Source organism: Pseudoalteromonas distincta (assembly GCF_000814675.1).
GTDB lineage: Bacteria > Pseudomonadota > Gammaproteobacteria > Enterobacterales > Alteromonadaceae > Pseudoalteromonas > Pseudoalteromonas distincta.
The window spans coordinates 50,450-71,405 of the sequence record NZ_JWIG01000025.1 but is presented as its reverse complement, the minus strand read 5'-3'; the positions used below and the strand labels follow the sequence as shown (position 1 = coordinate 71,405).

At 39.1% G+C, this 20,956-nt stretch carries 21 protein-coding genes; 7 read left to right on the top strand and 14 right to left on the bottom strand.

The window, feature by feature from the left end; genetic code table 11:
• Positions 1-6: 6 nt before the first annotated feature.
• Positions 7-1,044, bottom strand: a complete 1,038-nt coding sequence (locus tag QT16_RS15835) for a response regulator (protein WP_039489271.1) — start codon at positions 1,042-1,044, stop codon at positions 7-9.
• Between the two features lie 258 nt (positions 1,045-1,302).
• On the opposite strand from QT16_RS15835, the gene QT16_RS15830 reads away from it, so the two are divergent.
• The 3 genes from QT16_RS15830 (at position 1,303) to QT16_RS15820 (ending at position 4,398) form a co-directional block, all read left to right on the top strand.
• Positions 1,303-1,566, top strand: coding sequence for a GrxA family glutaredoxin (locus tag QT16_RS15830; RefSeq protein WP_024605333.1), 264 nt, complete (start codon positions 1,303-1,305; stop codon positions 1,564-1,566).
• A 160-nt stretch (positions 1,567-1,726) separates the two neighbouring features.
• Positions 1,727-3,571, top strand: a complete 1,845-nt coding sequence (locus QT16_RS15825) for a DEAD/DEAH box helicase (RefSeq protein ID WP_024606656.1) — start codon at positions 1,727-1,729, stop codon at positions 3,569-3,571.
• A 236-nt stretch (positions 3,572-3,807) separates the two neighbouring features.
• Entirely contained in the window at positions 3,808-4,398 is a 591-nt protein-coding gene (locus QT16_RS15820) for a hypothetical protein (protein WP_039489266.1), read from the top strand.
• Positions 4,399-4,474: 76 nt separating this feature from the next.
• Here the strand turns inward: QT16_RS15820 and QT16_RS15815 are convergent, their stop codons facing one another.
• From QT16_RS15815 to prmB, 9 genes are all read right to left on the bottom strand, one after another.
• Positions 4,475-6,028, bottom strand: coding sequence for an AbgT family transporter (locus QT16_RS15815; RefSeq protein WP_039489264.1), 1,554 nt, complete (start codon positions 6,026-6,028; stop codon positions 4,475-4,477).
• Positions 6,029-6,170: 142 nt separating this feature from the next.
• Positions 6,171-6,446 carry a YfcL family protein gene (locus tag QT16_RS15810; protein WP_024596509.1) on the bottom strand — a complete coding sequence of 92 codons (276 nt, stop codon included), beginning with the start codon at positions 6,444-6,446 and terminating at the stop codon, positions 6,171-6,173.
• Positions 6,443-7,606, bottom strand: a complete 1,164-nt coding sequence (locus QT16_RS15805; RefSeq protein WP_039489262.1) for an ATP-NAD kinase family protein — start codon at positions 7,604-7,606, stop codon at positions 6,443-6,445. The genes QT16_RS15810 and QT16_RS15805 overlap by 4 nt, the downstream gene beginning before the upstream one ends.
• Complete coding sequence (locus QT16_RS15800) at positions 7,596-8,150, bottom strand: elongation factor P hydroxylase (RefSeq protein WP_039489259.1); 555 nt, start codon at positions 8,148-8,150, stop codon at positions 7,596-7,598. The genes QT16_RS15805 and QT16_RS15800 overlap by 11 nt, the downstream gene beginning before the upstream one ends.
• 118 nt (positions 8,151-8,268) lie before the next feature.
• Positions 8,269-8,730, bottom strand: a complete 462-nt coding sequence (locus tag QT16_RS15795) for a zinc-ribbon domain containing protein (protein ID WP_167334961.1) — start codon at positions 8,728-8,730, stop codon at positions 8,269-8,271.
• Positions 8,731-8,791: 61 nt separating this feature from the next.
• A complete protein-coding gene (locus tag QT16_RS15790) occupies positions 8,792-9,439 on the bottom strand; it encodes a glutathione S-transferase family protein (protein WP_039489255.1) in 648 nt (215 codons plus the stop codon).
• 106 nt (positions 9,440-9,545) lie between these two features.
• Positions 9,546-9,923 (bottom strand): DUF4112 domain-containing protein, encoded by a 378-nt coding sequence (locus QT16_RS15785; protein ID WP_024591638.1) that lies wholly within the window; start codon positions 9,921-9,923, stop codon positions 9,546-9,548.
• A gap of 119 nt (positions 9,924-10,042) precedes the next feature.
• The gene (gene aroC / locus QT16_RS15780) at positions 10,043-11,140 is read right to left on the bottom strand and encodes a chorismate synthase (protein WP_039489251.1); all 1,098 of its coding nucleotides are present in this window, start codon (positions 11,138-11,140) and stop codon (positions 10,043-10,045) included.
• Positions 11,141-11,204: 64 nt separating this feature from the next.
• A complete protein-coding gene (prmB, locus tag QT16_RS15775; protein WP_007377743.1) occupies positions 11,205-12,140 on the bottom strand; it encodes a 50S ribosomal protein L3 N(5)-glutamine methyltransferase in 936 nt (311 codons plus the stop codon).
• Positions 12,141-12,292: 152 nt separating this feature from the next.
• Between prmB and smrB the strand changes: the two genes are divergently transcribed.
• Together smrB and QT16_RS15765 are read left to right on the top strand one after the other, a co-directional pair.
• Entirely contained in the window at positions 12,293-12,850 is a 558-nt protein-coding gene (smrB, locus tag QT16_RS15770) for an endonuclease SmrB (RefSeq protein WP_007377742.1), read from the top strand.
• Between the two features lie 27 nt (positions 12,851-12,877).
• A complete protein-coding gene (locus QT16_RS15765) occupies positions 12,878-13,807 on the top strand; it encodes an AEC family transporter (RefSeq protein WP_039489249.1) in 930 nt (309 codons plus the stop codon).
• Position 13,808: 1 nt separating this feature from the next.
• Here QT16_RS15765 and QT16_RS15760 read toward each other — a convergent pair whose 3' ends face one another.
• From QT16_RS15760 to sixA, 3 genes are read right to left on the bottom strand one after another with little or no spacing between them, the layout of a single operon-like run.
• A complete protein-coding gene (locus QT16_RS15760; RefSeq protein WP_039489246.1) occupies positions 13,809-14,546 on the bottom strand; it encodes an SDR family oxidoreductase in 738 nt (245 codons plus the stop codon).
• Between the two features lie 8 nt (positions 14,547-14,554).
• On the bottom strand, positions 14,555-14,908 hold the full coding sequence (locus tag QT16_RS15755) for a RidA family protein (protein WP_002962161.1): 354 nt from the start codon (positions 14,906-14,908) through the stop codon (positions 14,555-14,557).
• Positions 14,909-14,926: 18 nt separating this feature from the next.
• On the bottom strand, positions 14,927-15,397 hold the full coding sequence (gene sixA / locus QT16_RS15750; protein ID WP_024593905.1) for a phosphohistidine phosphatase SixA: 471 nt from the start codon (positions 15,395-15,397) through the stop codon (positions 14,927-14,929).
• A 191-nt stretch (positions 15,398-15,588) separates the two neighbouring features.
• Between sixA and QT16_RS15745 the strand changes: the two genes are divergently transcribed.
• Both QT16_RS15745 and QT16_RS15740 read left to right on the top strand, forming a co-directional pair.
• Positions 15,589-18,312, top strand: coding sequence for an insulinase family protein (locus tag QT16_RS15745; RefSeq protein ID WP_039489243.1), 2,724 nt, complete (start codon positions 15,589-15,591; stop codon positions 18,310-18,312).
• A gap of 54 nt (positions 18,313-18,366) precedes the next feature.
• Complete coding sequence (locus tag QT16_RS15740; RefSeq protein ID WP_039489241.1) at positions 18,367-20,619, top strand: sensor domain-containing protein; 2,253 nt, start codon at positions 18,367-18,369, stop codon at positions 20,617-20,619.
• Here QT16_RS15740 and QT16_RS21050 read toward each other — a convergent pair.
• Positions 20,616-20,810: a hypothetical protein gene (locus QT16_RS21050; protein WP_039489239.1), complete on the bottom strand. Its 195-nt coding sequence runs from the start codon at positions 20,808-20,810 to the stop codon at positions 20,616-20,618. The genes QT16_RS15740 and QT16_RS21050 overlap by 4 nt on opposite strands.
• Positions 20,811-20,956: the final 146 nt, after the last annotated feature.

Below are 20,956 nucleotides of genomic sequence, written 5' to 3'. Positions count from 1 at the left end.
ACCAATTTAAGACGCTAATTGCCAAGGTTTAATAAACTTTTCGAGCACTGCTTTGGTCACTGGTTTTTGTAAATAGTGCGTAATACCTTTTTCAAATAACTCAGCTATCTGCTCATCCCCTGTTAGCCCCGTTAAAATAACTTTGGGTGTATTATTATTAGGGGTATTTTGACGCACCAATTGCTGTGCGACGTCACTGCCAAACATTCCTGGCATGCGCTCATCTAAGAGCAATAAATCAAATGGTTCATTTTGAGCAAGCGTTAAAGCACTAGCGCCATTTTCTGCACATGTTACTAAGCAGCCCAGCATTTCGAGCATCACTTTTGTTGCAATTTGGCTTGGTAAGCTGTCATCCGCCACTAATACAGATAAACGTGTTTGCGTATGAAATGTTGTTAAAATGGTAATGAGATCAGTATCAAAAAATGGCCAACCTAATATTTTTTTAGATAGTTTATTCTCTTGGCTCAGCTCACTGATGTCGCTAATAGTGCATAACTTTATGTGTCTATTTATGCTGTCACCATTTAGTTTATCAGTTAGCGCGTCACCACTAAGGTGACGTAAATCCTCAATCTGTACCGTTTCCTTAAAAGTGCTATTGAATAATTTAAAATTTAAGCCAAAGCGCTCATGGGTATTATCCGATGTTATTAAACAACTTTTAAATAACGCCTCACAATCAGTTAGAACGTCTATATTTTGGCTAATATCAAGTGCCAAACTAACAGGCTCTTTTGTTGCTAAAAGCCCATGAAAATCCAGCGTGCTTACTTGCTCAGAATCATCAATCTGGTAATGAAGGCTAACGCCTTGTTTATTTGCTTCTAGGTTAAGTAAAAAGCTCTGCTTTACAGATGCTAGCGCTGGAATCAGAAATTCCTCGCATTGCGCAATCATTTGCTCAAGAGGAATTTGCAAACAAACGTAGTTACATTGCAACTTGTTAATTAAAGTAACTGAAAAATTTCGATTTTGGGTTTCACAATATTTACCGATTACCCCTTGGATAATTTCTAAAACGTGACTATTAATATTCATAAAGTATTCTCGTTAACCCAATGTATACCTCTTAATCATCAAGTTATGTGCCACAAATTAATTCTTGTAAACACACTTGCATTCATATACTTAAGTATTAGACAGACAGCGCTTTAGTTTCTCATTCGCATTTTGCAAATCATATTGCTATGCAATATATGATTTATGGTTTTTATTAGAATGGTGTAATCGATTTTTTTTGCTTTAAATAATTTTTCAACCATTTAAACTGATTCTAATCAAATTGAGGAGAAAACTATGTTAACTGTAATTTTTGGCCGTGAAGGTTGTCCATATTGTGTTCGTGCAAAAGATGTTGCGCAGCAGCTATCAAATGAACGTGATGACTTTAAATTTCGCTACATCGATATAATTAAAGAAGGCATTAGTAAAGCCGACCTTGAAAAGTCAGCAGGTAAACCTTGCCCTACCGTTCCACAAATTTTTGTGGATCAAAATCACATCGGTGGATTTACAGAATTTGAAGCTTACGCAAAAGAAAACCTAGGCTTGTACAAATAAGCGTTGTATTAAATATGTTAACCAGTTTAATAAACCCTAAATTAAACTGGTTAAATTTCGACCAACATCAAACACATAGAAATTAGTTTCAATTTATACAAGCATTTGCCTCGCGAATCCTATATAATGCGCGCCTCTTTAAATTCGTTGAGGCGTATTAATGTCAGAACCAGTCACGTTTGAATCTCTAAATCTTTCTCCTGCAATTTTGAAGGCAGTTGAAGAGTTGGGTTACAAGACACCATCTGAAATCCAAGCTCAATGTATACCGTTATTGCTAGAAAGAAAGGACGTACTGGGACTAGCTCAAACGGGTACAGGTAAAACCGCAGCATTTGCACTGCCATTACTAAATAATATTGACCCGTCTGTGAAACAGCCACAGATCCTTGTACTCACACCAACACGTGAGCTTGCGATCCAAGTTGCTGAGGCATTCGAACAATATGCTAAACATGTTCGTGGTATTGAAGTATTGGCACTCTATGGTGGCCAAAGCTACAGTATCCAATTAAGCGCACTTCGTCGTGGCGCTCAGGTTATTGTTGCAACTCCAGGTCGTTTAATCGATCACATTAACCGTGGCACTATCAAGTTTGATGCTCTACAAGCACTTGTACTTGATGAAGCCGATGAAATGTTACGTATGGGCTTTATCGATGATGTAGAAAGCATCATGGAAAAAACACCGCGCGAAAAGCAAACATGTCTTTTCTCTGCGACTATGCCTAAGCAAATTCAAAACATCAGCAGCAAGTATATGAACAATCCTGAACAGGTTCATATTTCTGCGCGTAACTCTACAGTATCATCTGTTGAGCAAGTGTTTTGGAATGCAAGCGTACATAAAAATAAAGCAATTGTTCGCTTCTTAGAAGCTGAGCAATATGAAGGTGCTATTGTTTTCGTACGTACGCGTAACGATACAGTACAACTTGCTGAGTTATTAGAGCGCGAAGGTTTCTCTGCTGCTCCACTTAACGGTGACATGAACCAGCAAGCACGTGAACGCACTGTAGATCGCTTAAAAAGTGGCATGCTAAACATTGTTATTGCAACAGATGTAGCGGCACGTGGTCTAGATGTTGACCGTTTAAGCTTAGTTATCAACTACGATATCCCACAAGATTCTGAAGCCTACGTTCACCGTATCGGCCGTACAGGTCGTGCTGGTCGTACTGGTAAAGCAATCTTATTCGTAAAACATAACGAACGTTATTTACTTAAAAATATCATTCGTCATACGAAGTCTGAAATTGCTCAAGTTGAATTACCTACAGCAAAAATTGTTGAAGAAAAACGTATCGAAGCGTTACAAGCAAAATTAACTATTGCGCTTGAAAACAAAGACATCACGTTCTTCAATGAAGTAGCTACTAACATGGCTGAAAAACTTGACCTTCCTCTTGAAAGCTTAGCGGGTGCGTTACTGTGTTTAGCACAGCAACAGTCGCCAATTAAAGTTGAAGAAGTTAAGATTCAACCTCGTGAACGTAACGAGCGTAACGACCGCAATTCACGCAACGATCGTGGTGACCGTGGACGTCGTAACGAACGTGGCGGCGAACGTGGTGGAGAGCGCGCTGAGCGTAAACCTCGCGAACGTAACAGCCGTGATGCAGGTCCTATGGATACGTACCGTATCGAAGTAGGTCGTGAACATGGTGTTCAGGTTAAAAATATTGTTGGCGCTATCGCTAACGAAGCTGACATCTCAAGCAAGTTTATTGGTGATATTCGTCTACACGACAATCACAGCACGGTTCAATTACCGCAAAACATGCCTAAAGATGTACTTGATCACTTCCAAAAAGTGTTTATTTGTAAACGCCCTATGGGCTTAACAATTACAACTGATCAAGGCCCTGCTGAACCACGTGGCGAACGCTCTGAGCGTCCAGCTGGTGATAAGAAACGCAGCTTTAATAAAGATGACGGCGCACGCGGTGATAAGCGCAGCGGTCCTCGTAAAGAACGTCGCCCTGTAAGCTTCACAGCTAAATAAGCAACGACTCTTTAATAAAAAAACCTTGCCACGAAAGTGACAAGGTTTTTTTGTTTTTAAGCTGCTGCTACAGTGAAAACAAAGTAAACTTTCGCGTCAATTCAATAGCGGCTTGAGATAGTTTTTTTAGCCTGAGTTCGGGTTGCTTAATGCCTATAAATACATTTCTCTGATTTTTAAAATAACAAAAATTCTGTAAACTAGACAAAGGCTATAGTTCACGGACGAATTAAAAATTGAAAAAGATTTACGACAACTTGCTCTTTGTAGCAATAGTACTCCCCATTTTATTATGCATCACTATACCTATTTTAATGGACTTTACAGATCCACCATTCATCTCAAATGAACTATACGGCGTTGTTTTCTTTATAACCCTCCCTATTATCTGTTGTGCACCATTTATCTATTTAAATATACTTATTTTCAATAAATATAAACGCTGCAGTAAATATAGAGAATCACTTAAATATAATTTCTCAGATACTAAAATAAAATTAGCATCCATTTTCATGTACCCATTATCCCCTTTATTAATCTATGGAATACTCTATATTTTTATCTCTGATCCTATTAAATTATGGGCTTACTACACGCAAGGCGACTATTGGTATAAAGAATACATCCTGACCGATGTACAAGAGTGTGGCACTGAGTATGAAGATAGCTGTACTCGTTTATACTTCAAAGACCCTAAAACGAATAAGATTCATGATTTTAGGTGGTATGACGATAAGTCTACAATAATGAACAACAAAAATGATTATGTGTATATTGTTGGAGAGGCCAGCTTATTTGGCTATATAGTGAGAGATTTAGAAAGGTAACTTAGACTTACTTTTACATTACAGGACTTTTATTTAAAAACCTCACTCAATTGAGTGAGGTTCATAAAGGTTTAGGTTAAGGCAATGCTGGATAAATGTAGCTAGCATCTAAACCTAAAGGAATACCAAGTGCCCAATAACCTAGCAAGAAAATACTCCAGCCAATCATAAAGGCGATTGAGTACGGCAGCATAATAGCAATTAAAGTGCCTATACCGGTGCCTTTGACATACTTTTGACAGTACACCACCACCAATGGGAAGTATGGCATTAACGGTGTAATAATATTAGAGCTTGAGTCACCTACACGATAAGCGGCTTGAGTTAAGTCTGGCGAAATACCAAGTTGCATTAACATCGGTACAAAAATGGGGCCAAGTAACGCCCATTTTGCTGAACTTGAACCTACAAACAAGTTAACAAAGCCAGTTAAAAAGATAATGCCTACAACCGTTACTGCACTTGGCAATTCCATCGCCTTTAATAACTGCGCACCTTCAATTGCGAGCAGTGCACCTAAATTTGATTTACTAAATGCAGCAATAAATAGCGAACAGAAAAACGCCATGACTATATAATATGCCATGCCGCTCATCGCTTTACTCATTGCATCAATCATATCTTTTGAAGTTTTAAAGGTACCTACCGTAAAACCATATACAGTGCCTGGGATCCAAAAAAGTAAAAATATTAGTGGTACAATTGATTGCATTAAAGGAGAGCTAAAATTAGTAAGGGATCCGTCACTACTGCGCATTGCAGAATCGTCTGGAGCAGAGACAAATGCTAATAACGCAAGTCCAGCAATCATCACGGTACTGGCTATATAAAAGGCACGTTTTTCATCACTACGTGCATCTTCAAATACAGGTAAATCCTCTTTAGCACCATCAACTGCTGTTTTTTGTAAACGTGGTTCAATAATTTTATCGGTAATGTACCAGCCTAATGCCACAATAAATAAGCTAGATGCTGAAGCAAATGCCCAGTTATTTAACGGGTTAATTGTTATTGCAGGATTAATTATTTGCGCCGCACTTTGGGTAAAGCTTTGTAGCAATGGGTCGATACCCGATGGAATAAAGTTAGCCCCAAAACCACCACTGACTCCTGCAAATGCAGCTGCAATACCCGCAAGCGGATGGCGTCCTGCTGCATAAAATATAACACCGGCAAGTGGAATAACTAATACATAACCTGCGTCAGTAGCGGTATGGCTCACAATGGCCACTAAAATGATTGAAGGCGTTAATAGCTTTTTAGGAGTAACTTTAAGCATTAACTTAAGGCCGGTATTAATAAATCCCGAATGCTCTGCAACACCGACACCTAACATAGCTACTAAAACGACACCTAAGGGAGCAAAGCCAGTAAAGGTTTTTACCATAGAGGATAAAAAAGTAGCGAGCGAATCACTTGCCAGCATATTATTAATAATAATCGCTTCACCGGTACGTGGGTCTATTGCATCAAAGCTCACGCCTGAAAACCACCACGACAAAAACCAAATTAATAACATTGCAAATAGAAATATTACGGCTGGATCTGGAAGCTTATTTCCTACTCGCTCAACAAAATTTAAAAAACGCGCTACAACCCCTGAAGGTAAAGCGTCTTGATTATTATTCATTTTTATTGTTCCTAAAATTTATTTTAGTAACAATATCGCATAAAAACAAAACAGTAAATTAACATGGGAATGTGCTTTAAAAGTTTTGGGCACAAAAAAACACGATAGTGATAAACAAATCGTGTTTTTTTGCCACTTAGGGTTAAGCGAGGGCTTTAACTTCATCCCACAAGCGTGCAACTAATGCCTTGTCTTCTTCGTTAAGCTCGCCGTTGCGATATGCTTTAACTAAGCTTTGCTCTACAGTTTCGTTTAGCTCATCTATACTGATTGTCAGCTTTTCTACTTCGGCATAACCAACTGCAAGATCAAAATGACCTCGTAAATAGCCGCCAGCAAATAACTCATCGTCAGTTGCTTTTATTACTAAATCATCGAAGTACTGCTGGGCTGCATCGATATAGTTCACTAAACTCATTTATTAATCTCCTGGTTTTGCAAAGCACCTGTATTTTCAAGGTTTTGGTGCCCTACTGCATACATAATATGGTCGTTAAATCCGGTGGTTACTTTAATATAACCGGTTAATTCATCATCTAATTCGCCATCGCCTGTATCACAAATAAGGGGGCGACCATTAAGCGCTTGTAGTTTTGTTTTTGTTGCTACTACAATAATATTTTCTTTGCCAATTGCGCGTATAAGCAAAGGACTCAATTGCTGGTTACCACGGCCAAATATATGCCCTTGCCCGCCAATGAGCGTAATGACTAACTTAGTACTTTGATCATGTGTAAGCTCAAGCAATTGCTTAGCCGTTAAATCTTGGGCAACTAAGGTTTGATCTTTTATTAAATCAACACCAAGTAACGTATTTTCAAGCCCCATCTCTTCCATTATGGCTTCAACCGTTGAGCCGCTACCCATAATATAAAATGTGTCTTCATCCATTTGCGATACAACATGCGCTGCAATGTCGGCAAGTACGAGTTCGTCGGTTTCTTTACCGCCATTTTTAACCGCTTGCATATAGCGTACTTCGCTAGGTGTTTGCATTTCGCCGTAGCGTTTGGCTTTTACTGTGCCTTGCCTGAAAGCATCTTCATCTATATCCATTACATCTGCATCGGCTAAGGTAACTAACTCACCCTTAACCAGCATTTCGACTACGCGCCCTGCAGCCTTTGGCGTGATAGCGTAAACACCAGAATGAATTTTACAACCTGCGGGAATACCAAGTACGGGAATGGTATCCTCTATCGCATGGCAAATGTTACGTGCTGTACCGTCGCCTCCGGCAAATAAGACTAAATCAACACCAGAGTTTTTAAGTATTTTTGCGGCTTGTTCTGTGTCATCTGGGGTTGTTATTGCTGCAGTGTTATATACAACCTCTACATTAAAGCCCAAAGCTTTTGCTGTTTGCTCACCCATGTCACCGTTAACAGTGTAAATAGTTAAGCGTTCTTTATAAGGTAATAGCACCTCAAGCGCTGCTTTTGTTCGGCTATTTGCTTTTGGCTCTGCACCTAATTCAATTGCTTTAGCGGCTGTGTGTGCGCCATCACTGCCTTTTAAGGCAACTGTGCCACCTAAACCTGCTACAGGGTTTACAATTAAGCCTAATTTAAACGCCATTACAAAGCTCCTTTGGATGTTGCCAATTAAATTGCTGCGCTGTTAATGGCCACGGTGTATTGTAAAAATCACACAGTGCTTTTAAAAATGACTCTGTACGAGAGTTAAAGCCATTTTCGATTAGCGATAATACCCGTGCATGTACGCGCTGCTGAAAATCAAACCGACACGTTTGTTCGCCGTTTAAGTTATCCACCGACACATTAAAATTAAACCCTGCTGCGGTGCTTAATAACCACTCTATAGCTTGGGGCTTTATTTCTACCTTTTCAAACTCAGCTTGTTTTTGTTTGTCGCGCCCGTCTGGGCAGTACCAATAGCCGTAATCTTCTAATAACCGACGTGCATCACCGGCCACCAGCCAGTGTGCTATTTCATGTAATGCACTGGCATAAAAACCATGCGCAAATACAACTTGGTGATATGGCACCTGCTCTGTTGCTGGTAAATACACAGGCTCACAATCGCCTTTTATCAGTCGTGTATTGTGACTTTGATAAAAAGTGCGCTCAAAAATTGAAATTAGATCAGCTATTTGATGCATAAAAATTGATTAATTCGTCTCGGTTACAGCGCCATATTAGCGCACTAAAAACGAGACGAATTGTACGGGCTTTTACAACTAAAGTAAAAATAAGGCGGGATAGTAAAATATAAGCGGATTAATCTTTCACTTTATTGATATTTTTAATAATACCTAAACAGTAAAGCGTATTGGCAAGTTCTTTACGCTGTGTTTTTTCACTTGAGGTTTTATTGGCTAAGCTAGTTAACATATCGTACCGTTTACGTAGAGTTAGTATATATCTGGCATGCTTACGGCATTCAAAACAACGTGTACAGTGTGAATCGACCCAAAAATCAAGTACCTCAAACCAATATTGCTGCTCTTGAGCAAAAAAAATAAATGCCTTAGAGCAACTTTCGCACTTCTCTTCAATATCAACATAAAGTGCCCGAGGGTCAATGGCATAGTTTTGCTTTTTTATATCTGCCAATATTACCGTATCAGGGAAGTATTTAAGCCTCGAGTAACGCCAGTGCGCATTCTCTATCGCCTCTATTGTCACTGAGGTATTGGTAGTTATCGGTTTATTGCCATACCTTGGGTGATTTAGATACATGAGCTGCCTAGTTTAAACTTATGATTTTAAGGCATAGAACATGCCATATGAAAAACAATAATTATACAGGCGTTCCTGCTTCATCACACTCTACAATATCGGTTTCGGTTAATGCCTGAGTGATCCATGCTTGCAATACGGGGCAACGCATAACAAAGTCACAATATTGTTGCGCCTCTGGCGATAACGTAATTTGATACGTTTTTAAACGCAATACAATAGGTACGTACATGGCATCAGCAATACTAAAGTCACCAAAAAACCACTCATTTGGAAACACATCTTGTTGCTGTGCAAATATCTCGTCTATACGGGCTATGTCTTTTAATGCTTCGCTCGATAGGTCTACTTTACGGGTAGCTCTTATATTCATTGGCATTTCGCTGCGCAGCGCCATAAAGCCTGAATGCATTTCAGCGCTTAGCGCACGCGCTTTAGCTCTTTGGGTAATATATTTTGGCCATGCAGCGCCCGATAAGTAAGCATCGTTAATATATTCACAAATTGCTAGTGAATCCCATACCTGTAAATCGCCATCAATTAACGCTGGAACTTTTTGCACAGCAAAGGTCTTTTTTAGTTCATTGTAAAAATCAGGGGTGTCGAGTACCAGCTGGGTTTCACTAAACTCAACATCAAATTTACTCATTAAATACCATGCGCGTAATGACCAGCTGGAGTAGTTTTTATTACCGATGAATAATTGCATATTGTAAATACCAAAGTGAATAGACGCTCCTACCTTACTAGGTGATTAAACAACCAACAACATTTTGTTTAAAGTCTCTTTGCTAACGGTTACTTAAAGCTATTAATTACTCACTTAACTGCTTGTTTAAATGTTTTTTCAATAGTTGAGTATTACGCGTGTTAGCTTTAAAAAACGCATCAAATATATCGCCAAAAAATGGCACTAAGCCGCCCACAAAATCTATGAGCATATTAATGATCATCTTAGTCTTTATACGTTTACTCACACCTAAACGCTGCGCTTCTATCAGCACATAGCTTGATAAAATTAGCCCTGCGGCATCACCTATTACAGGGATTAAACCAATCACCGCCTCCAAACCTATATTAAATTTAGTAAAAGGAATACCAATGCTGCTATCCGTTAACTTACTGAAACGTTCTAAGCGGGCTATTGCAGCTTGGGCTTTTATTTGTGAGTGTTCATTAATATTATCGTTCATGATTACTACCCTCCTTCTTGCAGTATATAGGGCTTACTTGAACAACTCCTGAAAGGCTTTAAACTAAATTACAGACATAAAAAAACGCGGTAATCCGCGTTTTTTATAATTATAAATACTTACACTGAGCCGTTAATTGGCCCGTGCTGATGATTTACATGCGGATTTTGTCCGCGTTGACGCAGTAAGTGGTCCATTAAGGTAATGGCCATCATTGCCTCAGCAATCGGGATTGCACGAATGCCCACACACGGATCGTGACGACCTTTAGTGATCATCTCTACCGCTTCGTTGCTTGTATTAATACTGTTACCTGGGATGGTAATGCTCGACGTTGGTTTTAGCGCAATAGAAGCAATAATATCTTGCCCTGTCGAAATACCCGCAAGTACGCCACCTGCATGATTTGATGTAAAACCTTCAGGGGTTAGTTCATCACGATGCTCAGAGCCTTTTTGCTCAACTACGTCAAAGCCATCACCAATCTCAACGCCTTTAACAGCGTTAATACTCATTAATGAATGTGCAAGTTCGGCGTCAAGACGGTCAAATACTGGCTCTCCAAGACCAACAGGTACATTGCTTGCCACTACTTTTACTTTAGCGCCAACTGAGTCACCTTGCTTTTTAAGGTCACGCATATATCCGTCAAGCGCTTCAAGCTTACTTGCATCAGGGAAGAAGAATAAGTTATTTTCCACTTCATCCCAGTCAAACGTTTCCGCCTTAATAGGGCCAAGCTGACTTAAACATGCTTTAACTTCAATCCCATGAAATTGCTTTAAGTATTTTTTAGCAATAGCACCTGCCGCTACACGTATCGCGGTTTCGCGTGCAGATGAACGACCGCCACCGCGATAATCGCGCAAGCCGTACTTATGCCAATACGTGTAATCGCCATGACCTGGGCGAAATACATCTTTAATTTTGCCGTAATCTTGCGAGCGTTGATCGGTATTTTCAATCAATAAACCAATGCTGGTACCTGTGGTTTTACCTTCAAAAACGCCTGCTAATATTTTTATTTGATCGCTTTCACGGCGCTGCGTTGTGTAACGGCTTTGGCCTGGTTTTCGGCGATCTAAATCAATTTGTAAGTCGGCCTCTGTGATTTCAAGACCTGCGGGAGTACCATCAACAACGCCGCCTAATGCAACGCCGTGGCTCTCACCAAAGGTGGACACTTTAAATAACTGCCCAATGCTATTACCTGCCATTAACTTTCCTCATTCCTAATGACTACCAATAGCCAAGCACAGGGCTTGGCTATTCATTTTTTACTTATTTTGCAAAATACTCGTCTAGCTGCTTTTTGCTAATTACAAATACACCTAAGCCGCCTTGTTCAAATTCAATCCATTCAAACGGCGCGCCCGGATACAGTGCATCCATATGTACCATAGAGTTACCAACTTCTACAAATAACAAACCGTTATCAGTTAGATGTTCACTCGCTTCGCTCAATATAGTACGAGTTACATCTAAACCATCGTGGCCTGATGCAAGCCCAAGCTCTGGTTCATGATGAAACTCACGTGGCAGGTCAGCCATATCTTCTGCATCAACATACGGTGGGTTTGCTACTATTAGGTCGTATTTTTGACCTGGTACACCGCTAAATACATCAGACTGAATCGGTAACACGCGATCACTCAACATGTAATCGTTAATGTTAATGTCTGTCACTTCAAGCGCTTCATACGATATATCTACCGCATCAACTTGTGCCTGCTCAAAAGCTTGAGCAAGTGCAATTGCGATACAACCCGAACCCGTACATAAATCTAATATACGGTTTACCGATTGTGGCTCTTCAAGCCACGGCGTAAAGCGGTTACTAATAAGCTCAGCAAACGGTGAGCGAGGTATAAGTACACGTTCATCCACATAAAATGGCATACCCGCAAACCATGCAATGTTTGTTAAGTAAGGTACTGGTGTGCAGTCGTTAATACGTTCTGCAATAAGACCCGCAAGTCGGTTTTTTTCTGTGCTTGTTAAACGCGCGTGCATTAATTCTTTTGGCGCATCAACAGGCAAGCTAAGCGCAGGCAGTAATAAGCTTACAGCTTCATCCCATGCGTTATCTGTACCGTGTCCAAAAAATATACTACTACTTGCAAATTGGCTTGTAGTCCAACGTAACCAGTCATGTAAAGTTGACAGTTCTGCAACGGCTTCTTCGAGTGTTGCTTCTTCTATTTGTAAATCGCTCATATATTTTTACCTGTATTAGCTTACTGACTGTTTTGAGTCTTTAAGACGATTGCATTGCCTATCTGCGCTGGGCAAATTACAATTGCCCCTCATTTAAGTATTGTACCGCCTTTTGCGCTGCGTTTTTACGTTTTTTTGTTTAGGTAATAGTTATGAAAAAAGACACTCCATCACATTCGTCCCTAAGCAATGACGACATAAGCTTATTTCGTCAAACGATCACAGGCGCCAAAGTATTTAAACAAGATACTCATCGTTTTGATACAAAGCCTAAGGTGTCACAAGCTAAGCAATTTGCCCAGCAAAAAAAGCAGGCTCAATCTGAATTTTTCTTCTCAGACGTTTATATTCCCGATATAGACACCCACGGCACGGTTAAATATGTAAAACCTGGCCAAGATACTTTCCTAGCTAAACAGCTTCGCCGTGGTGACTTTGCACCCGATTTGACGCTAGATTTACACGGCTTAAATAAAGAACTTGCTAAAGACGAACTCGCTGGGCTCATTCACGAATGTAAAAAGCAGCATTATTATTGTGCATGTGTAGTGCATGGTATTGGTGGCGGCGTACTAAAGCACAAAGTGCCTCAGTACTTAGTACAACACCCTGACGTAATAGCGATGCACCAAGCCCCTCTCGAATATGGTGGAAGAGGCGCTGTACTCATACTAATTAATTTACCGCAAAGTGATGAATTTAGACGCTAACTTTAGCTATTACCAGGATGTAACTACGTGCATATTTTTTCAATTATTTTTCCGCTCATTTTTATTGTTGCGCTTGGTTATAGCTGTTGCCGATTAAAATTTTTCGACAAGCAGCATATCGCAGGCCTGAGTAAGTTTACTTTTTATATTAGTTTGCCTGCTTTTTTATTATTAAATATGTCGCAAATTAACTTACAGCAAAGTATTAGCCTTTTTGCATTTTTGAGCTTTTACATACCTGTTTTGAGTGTATTTGGGGTGGGTATATTAATTGATCGCTTTTATTTAAGTAAAAAACATTTAAAAAACTACCAACAACACGGTGTATTTGGACTTGCTTCTAGCTATTCAAATATGGTGTTAGTGGGTATTCCTATTGTTATTGCCTCGCTTGGCAAAGAAATGATAGCCATTGCATTTATGATCATTACTTTTCATAGCACATTGTTATTTGCACTTACATTTTTAATAGGCGCTAAAGGTAGCAGCGATAAATTTTCGTGGTCGCACTTTGGAAAAAGTATGGTGTTAAACCCAATAGTACTGAGTATTGGATGCGGGCTTATATTAAACATATTAGGAGTTACACTGTTTACCGACTTAGTAAATAGTTTGGAGCTATTAGCTAAACCAGCAATTGCCTGTGCGCTATTTGTACTTGGTGCAAATTTAGCTTTTTATAAAATAGCTGCAAATTGGCAACCGGCGTTAATAGCATCAGTTTTAAAAATATTTTTATTGCCTGCGTTAGTTTTATTGGTAGGCACTTATGTATTTAAGCTAGACACGCAAATACTTAATGTATTGGTACTTTTAAGTGCGTCCCCTGTTGGCGTAAATGCTTATCTTATTGCGACTCAAATAAAGCAGCATGAAGCCACGCTTGCTGGGGCTGTCGTACTTTCTACTATCTTAAGTGTTATTAGCTTTACGTTTTGGCTAGCTTTATTACTTTAGCTTACAAACCGCCGGCTACATCAACAAAGCTACCCGTTGTAAAAGAAGCATGCTCTGAAGCTAAAAAGTAAATTGCTGCAGCAACCTCTTCGGGTGTACCGCCTCTGCCAAGGGGTAGTTTACTTTTAAGACGATCAACTCGATTTTCTTCACCGCCATCGCTATGCATATCAGTGTAAATAAGCCCAGGTCTAACCGAGTTAACTCGAATACCTTTACTTGCCACCTCTTTTGCCAAGCCAATAGTAAATGTGTCCATTGCACCTTTAGATGCTGCATAATCAATGTATTCATTAGGAGAGCCCGTTTTAGCGGCCCCCGATGAAACATTAACAATACTACCACTATTTCCCATTCGCTTTATTGCCTCACGGCTACATAAAAAAGCACTGGTAATATTTGTAGTCAAAACTTCGTTTATGCGCTCAGCACTCATTCCTAACAAAGGCATTTGTGGTTTTAAAATACCGGCGTTATTTATTAGTACATCAAGTTGACCAAAGACTTTATCTATATGCATAAATAAAGCTAAAACGTCAGCCTCTAGTGACACGTCACCTTGAATTACTTCAGCCTCAACTCCTAATTGCTTTACTTTTTCTGCCACCAATATTGCACTAGCTAAATCAGCTTTATAATTAATGCAAACATCATAACCATGCTTTGCAAAATATAGTGCGGTAGCTGCGCCAATACCTCGGCTAGAGCCTGTGATAAGTACAACGGGGGAGCGATTCATTAAAGCTATTATTCTTTTAAAGCTGCGACTACTGAAATTTCAACAAGTAGTGCATCACGTGCCATTTTAGCTTCCACGCAGGCACGTGCTGGTGCATAACCCTCGGGTACCCATGCATCCCATACTGCATTCATATCAGCAAAGTATTCCATGCTCTTTACATAAATAGTCGCGCTAAGCATGTGTTCTTTTGAACTCCCTGCTTCATCAAGCAGCGCCTCTACTTTATCAAGCATAGTTTGAGTTTGCTCTTTAATACCTTTTTGCGCGTCGGCGCATACCTGCCCACATAAATACACAGTGCCATTATGTTTTACTATGCGGCTCATGCGCGCACCTGTTTGTAAGCGTTCTATCGTCATATTACTTTTCTCAATTATTTAAAGGTTTTCTGGGGCATTTATACTTATATAACTACTACGCTGGGTTTGCTCATCATAACTAATAACAGCAACAGCACCTGTATTAAAAATTGGCATATTACCAGGGCTTAATTGATCCACTAAATAACTTACAATAGGCATGTGTGCCACTATAAGCCATGTATTGCATTGGGGATGAGTAGCAATAAGCGTTTCAAGATAGTCAGCAGCAATTTGAGGTTTGCCTTCGGGGATAATATCGGACGTGGTTTCGCTAAATTTAAATACGTTATTTTTAGCCACACCTGCAGCTGTTTGCTGTGCACGAATGTAAGGGCTAACTAACAGTGCATCAGGACAATGTGCTTTACTGAGCCAAAGGCCCATTTTTTCAGCTTCATCGTGCCCTGCTTGGGTTAAATTTCTACCTGCATCATCAGCCTGCATGGGTGTTGCTTCGCCGTGGCGCATTATTAGGATTGTTTTCATAAAAAATCAACCGATTAAAGAATATAAAACAGTAGCCAGTTTGCCCATTTGTCAGCTATATTAACAACATAAATCTATTTATTTCTAAATAATTCTTTCATGAGATTCAGGTAAATCTTTAAGCTGTATTTCGCTTTCCTGAAGCCATCATCTGTTGTTAACAAGTAAACGTTTAGTTTCAGGAGCATCATTTGAATATCAGCCGCAATGATAACAGAGCATACCGCGCCTTTACACTGGACAATGGTCTAAAAGTACTATTAGTGCAAGATAAAGATTCTACAAAAGCGGCAGCATCAATGGCAGTTAACGCCGGGCATTTTGACGATCCTCTTGATAGGCAAGGCCTAGCACACTTTTTAGAGCACATGCTTTTTTTAGGCACTGACCAATACCCAGATTCAGGCAGTTTTAATAATTTTGTTTCACAAGCTGGCGGGAACACTAATGCGTGGACTGGCACTGAGCATACCTGTTACTTTTTTGATATTAATAACCAAGAATTTGAACAGGCGCTTACCCAATTTAGCCGTTTTTTTATTGCGCCACTTTTAAATTCAGCCGAAACAGAAAAAGAACGCAACGCAATTGAAGCCGAGTTTAAACTAAAAATAAAAGACGATGGTCGCCGTATTTATCAAGCCCACAAAGAAACGGTAAATCCAGCTCATCCATTTGCTAAATTTTCTGTAGGAAACCTACAAACCTTAGCTGACAGAGAGCGCTGTATTAGTGATGAGCTTCGCGACTTTTTTAATAGTCAGTACCAAGCTCAGTGGATGACTTTAGTTATTTGCGCAAACGAAACATTAGACACACTACAAAGCTGGGCACAAACTTACTTTGGCGCAATTAAGGGTAATAAAAACCTCAAAAAGCCAGAGATCAGTGAGCCACTCTATCGCAAACAAGACATAGGAAAAATACTTCATATTGAGCCGCATAAGCATATGCAAAAACTTATCATAAGTTTTGCTATGCCTAATATTGACGACTTTTATCGCCACAAAACAGTGAGTTTTATTGCCCATTTACTTGGCTATGAAGGCGCGGGTTCTCTTTATTCTATTTTAAAAGAGCAAGGCTGGATAAACGCGCTTTCTGCTGGCGGTGGTATTAATGGCAGCAACTTTAAAGACTTTAATATTAGTTTAGCGCTTACCGATGAAGGTATTGAATACTTCGAAGACATTATTGAAATGGTGTTTGAATACATTTGCTTAATTAACGATAACACCGAAAAATTGCCGCGCTTATACCAAGATAAAAAAAATCTATTACAAATAGCATTCGATAACCAAGAAAAGTCACGCTTGATTGATTGGGTCAGTAATTTAAGCATTAATATGCAGCATTACGACGAAGCAAATTACGTGCAAGGCGACTATTTAATGGAAGGCTTTAAAAAAGCGACCCACGAAATGGCCATGCAGTGGTTAACGCCACATAATATGCGCATCGTACTTATACATCCAGATGTAGAGCCTGAACATAAAACCGCATGGTACAACACACCATATAAAGTAGAACATATTTCACCTAGTTGGCTTGATGCACTTAGCGAGATAAATAAACCGCTGAGCGAAATGCTGCTGCCTACCGCTAATCCTTATTTAACAAAAGAAGTGGTGTTATTTGATGTCATAAAACCACAAACAAAACCCGAGTTATTAGTAAAAGAACCCGGTTTTGATTTTTGGTTTAAACAAGACAACACATTTCGTGTTGCTAAAGGCCATTTTTATTTGGCCATGGATTCTGATTTTGCCGTAAAAGATGTAAAACATATGGCACTCACCCGCTTATTTACAGATTTATTTATGGATAGCGTAGGCGAGCAATTTTATCCTGCAGAACTTGCGGGACTTAGCTACCACTTAACCTCGCATCAAGGTGGATTAACTCTACATACCGCTGGGCTTTCATCTAGCCAGTTAAAGCTTGTTGATCAATTAATAGATGCTTTATTTAATGTAGAAATTTGTGCAAAACGCTTTGCTGAATATAAAAAACAACTTGTAAGGCATTGGCGCAATAGCAACCAAAACAAACCAGTCAGTGAGTTGTTTAGTATTTTAGGCGCAAAAATAATGCCTTGGAACCCTCAACCTGGGGAGCTTGCATCAGCATTAAAAAACACTTGTTTTCAGCAATTTAATGAGTTCAGAACAGACTTTTTTAAAGCACTACATGTTGAATCATTTTTACATGGTAACTGGCAGCAAAGTGATGCATTTGCCTTTCAAAAAAAGGTCGCCGAACACCTAAAAAACGCAGCCATAATTGAAGATTTAAGACGCCCTCTTTTTGAAATTAAAAAAGTAACTCGCTACGAGTTAGAACTTCCTTGCAGCGACCATGCCATGGTAGTTTACTATCAAGCGCAAACGGATTGCGTGGCCGAAAAAGTAAAAATGATGGCGTTAAATCATTTAATTAATCAAGATTACTTTAACGAATTACGAACAACACAACAGCTAGGTTATTTAGTGGGCGCAGGTTATGCACCTTTCAATACTCGTGCTGGAATAGCATTTTATGTGCAGTCACCTAAGTTTGATGCAAAAACATTATTGCATCGTCATAACAGCTTTATTAAAAAATACCTTGATAACATTGATGCACTTGATGAAAACGATTGGCAACAGCAAAAACATGGCCTTAGTACTCATATTGCAGAAAAAGATAAAAACTTGCGCCTGCGCTCACAACGGTTATGGCTTGCTATTGGTAACAGAGATCACGAATTTCATATGCAGCAGCGACTTTTAGATGCCCTAAACGCACTAACACTAAAAGAAGTAAAAGTTTATGCACTAAGCCTATTTGATGATAATAGACCAAGATATGAGCTTTTAAGCTCGGCAAAAGTCAGTAAATCTCAAAATATGCCCGTTTACTCTCAATCTCTTTGACACTAGGTTTAGCTTGTTTTAAATTATCATTTGTAAATTAGAAGTAATCAAAAAATGATAAAAACAATAATAAAACTAAGCATGCTTGTAGTACTTGCTTACTCATTTGAGCTTTTTGCCTTTGAGTCATCACTTAATTACAACTCAGACAATATACTTATACTAGCAAGCGCCATTATAGCGCTTGCTTTGCCCTACCTGTTATTTGTAATCCACAAACTTAGACGTTCACGCCGCCAACTCCGACTTTCGGAAAAACGCCTTAAAAGTACTGTAGAAGGTAGCGGCGATACACTTTGGGACTGGAACATAAAAACAGGCGAAGTTATTCGTATTAACGATAAGTATTTAATGGACTCAACTACGTTAATGGGGTTTCCACCAAATAAAGGCCTTATCCATCCTCACGATATTAATAACGTTGAGCACTTGCTAAAAGTGCACTTTGCAGAGCAGTCTGCTTTTTTTGAAGCCACCTACCGAATCAAAGATACTTTTGGTCGTTGGCACTGGGTGCTCGATCGCGGAAAAATAATTGAAAAAGACGCCAACTTATCACCCCTTAGAATGACAGGTACCGTTCGCGATATATCACAGTTAAAATCAACTGAAGAGCGCTTAAACCTTTTTGCAAAATGTGTTGAGTCGCTTACTGACGCCTTAGCAATTTACGATAAAAACTTTAAACTGGTTGATATAAACCCTAGCTTTTTAACCTTGTTTGGTGGCGTACGCGAACAATACTTAGGAAAAGATTTTAGCCTATCTGGGTATGAGCCAAGCTACACAAACAGAATTATTGAAATAGTAAAAGAGCGCGAACATATTCAACAAGAAGTGAAGCTTCGTAATAGTGAGCGCATTTTATTACCGATAGAAATATCGATAGATGAAATTAAAAACGATCAAAATCAAATAACTAATTATGTCGTTGTATATTCAGATTTAACAGAGCGTAAAAAAGCAGAATCGCAGTTACATAACTTATCGAATCGAGATCGCACAACCAGTCTGCCTAACCGAAATTTATTTTTTACTGATTTGCAAAAGCTAGTAAAACTCAATTCGCATCACGCCTTGCTTGTATTCGATTTAGATAACTTTAAAAAAATAAATGACTCGTTAGGACATCAGCTAGGTGACAGCTTATTAGCTAAACTAGCAATGCGCTTAAATAAACTAACCCGTGAAAATGATGTGTTTTATCGTTTAGGCGGCGATGAGTTTGCCCTGGTAATGTCTGACACTAACGACATACATGTAATTACACGCATGGCTAAACAGTTTTTAGCAGCCATTGCTACACCATTTAAAATGGCTGGCCACGAACTCGCAATCACCTCTAGTGTAGGTATTGTATTATTCCCAGAAGACGGTAATACACCTGAACTGCTCCTAAAAAATGCAGATACCGCCATGTATCATGCTAAAAAGAAAGGTAATAGCTACTTATTTTTTAACGACACGATGAACCGTCAAGCCGTTAAACGACTGCAAATTGAAAACCTCATGCGCTTTGGTTTAAAAGAAGACCATTTTGAAGTGTACTACCAACCAAAAATGAATATTCGCACAGGCAAGCTAACCGGAATGGAAGCATTAGTTCGCTTTATAACCCCTAAAAAAGGCATTATTAGTCCGGGAGTTTTTATACCTATAGCCGAGGAAACGGGCCAAATAATTGAAATTGGTGAGGTGGTATTAAACAAAGCCTGCAGAGACGTAAAAGAATGGCTAGATAGCGGTTTATTTAGCGGTCGAGTAGCCGTTAACTTATCAGCAAAGCAATTTAGCCTCCCCGATTTAACCTCTCGTATTGACGTTATTTTGCAAAAAAATGAATTACCTTCTTACTTTTTAGAGCTTGAAATAACAGAAGGTACTGTAATGGATGACCCTAAAGAAGCCATTGCAATTATGCGTTCGTTAAGTGCCCGAGGTATTCATTTAGCAATGGATGATTTTGGTACTGGTTATTCATCATTAGCGTATTTAAAGCAATTTCCACTTAATACACTTAAAGTAGATAAAGCATTTATAGATGACATGACCAACGAACGTGGCCGTAATATGGTCGACTCAATAGTCACTATTGCACATAACCTTGATTTACATGTAGTTGCTGAAGGTGTAGAACAAGCCCATCAAATTGATATACTCAAAAAGCTTAATTGCGAAACAGTACAAGGTTATTATTATTCCAAGCCTCTATCAAAAAGTGAATTTACTGAATTTTTAAAGCAACAACAAACTAAAGCAGCCCCAAGCTTAATTAGAAAAAATAAAAATGTGGCGTCGATAAATTAAGGGCGCCATATACACGTATTTATTCCTACATTTCTAACTAAAGCACGACGATAATGTAGATTAAACAAGCACCAGGCTACTGGTCCAAGTAAACCGCCTAAAATCAGCCATCGCTTAATTGGCATGCCTTTTTTAATGGTTTCTAAATACATTAAAGCTATAAATATACTGCTTAGTAAAACTATAAACAAAATCACGCCTTAAAGTTGCTCAAAAATACGGCGCTTATTCTAACGCTAACGTGATTAAATTTAAAGCAACAAATCCCCCGCGCGCACAAAAAAGCCGAACCTGTTAAACACAGATTCGGCTTTTAAAATTATAATTTATACCAATC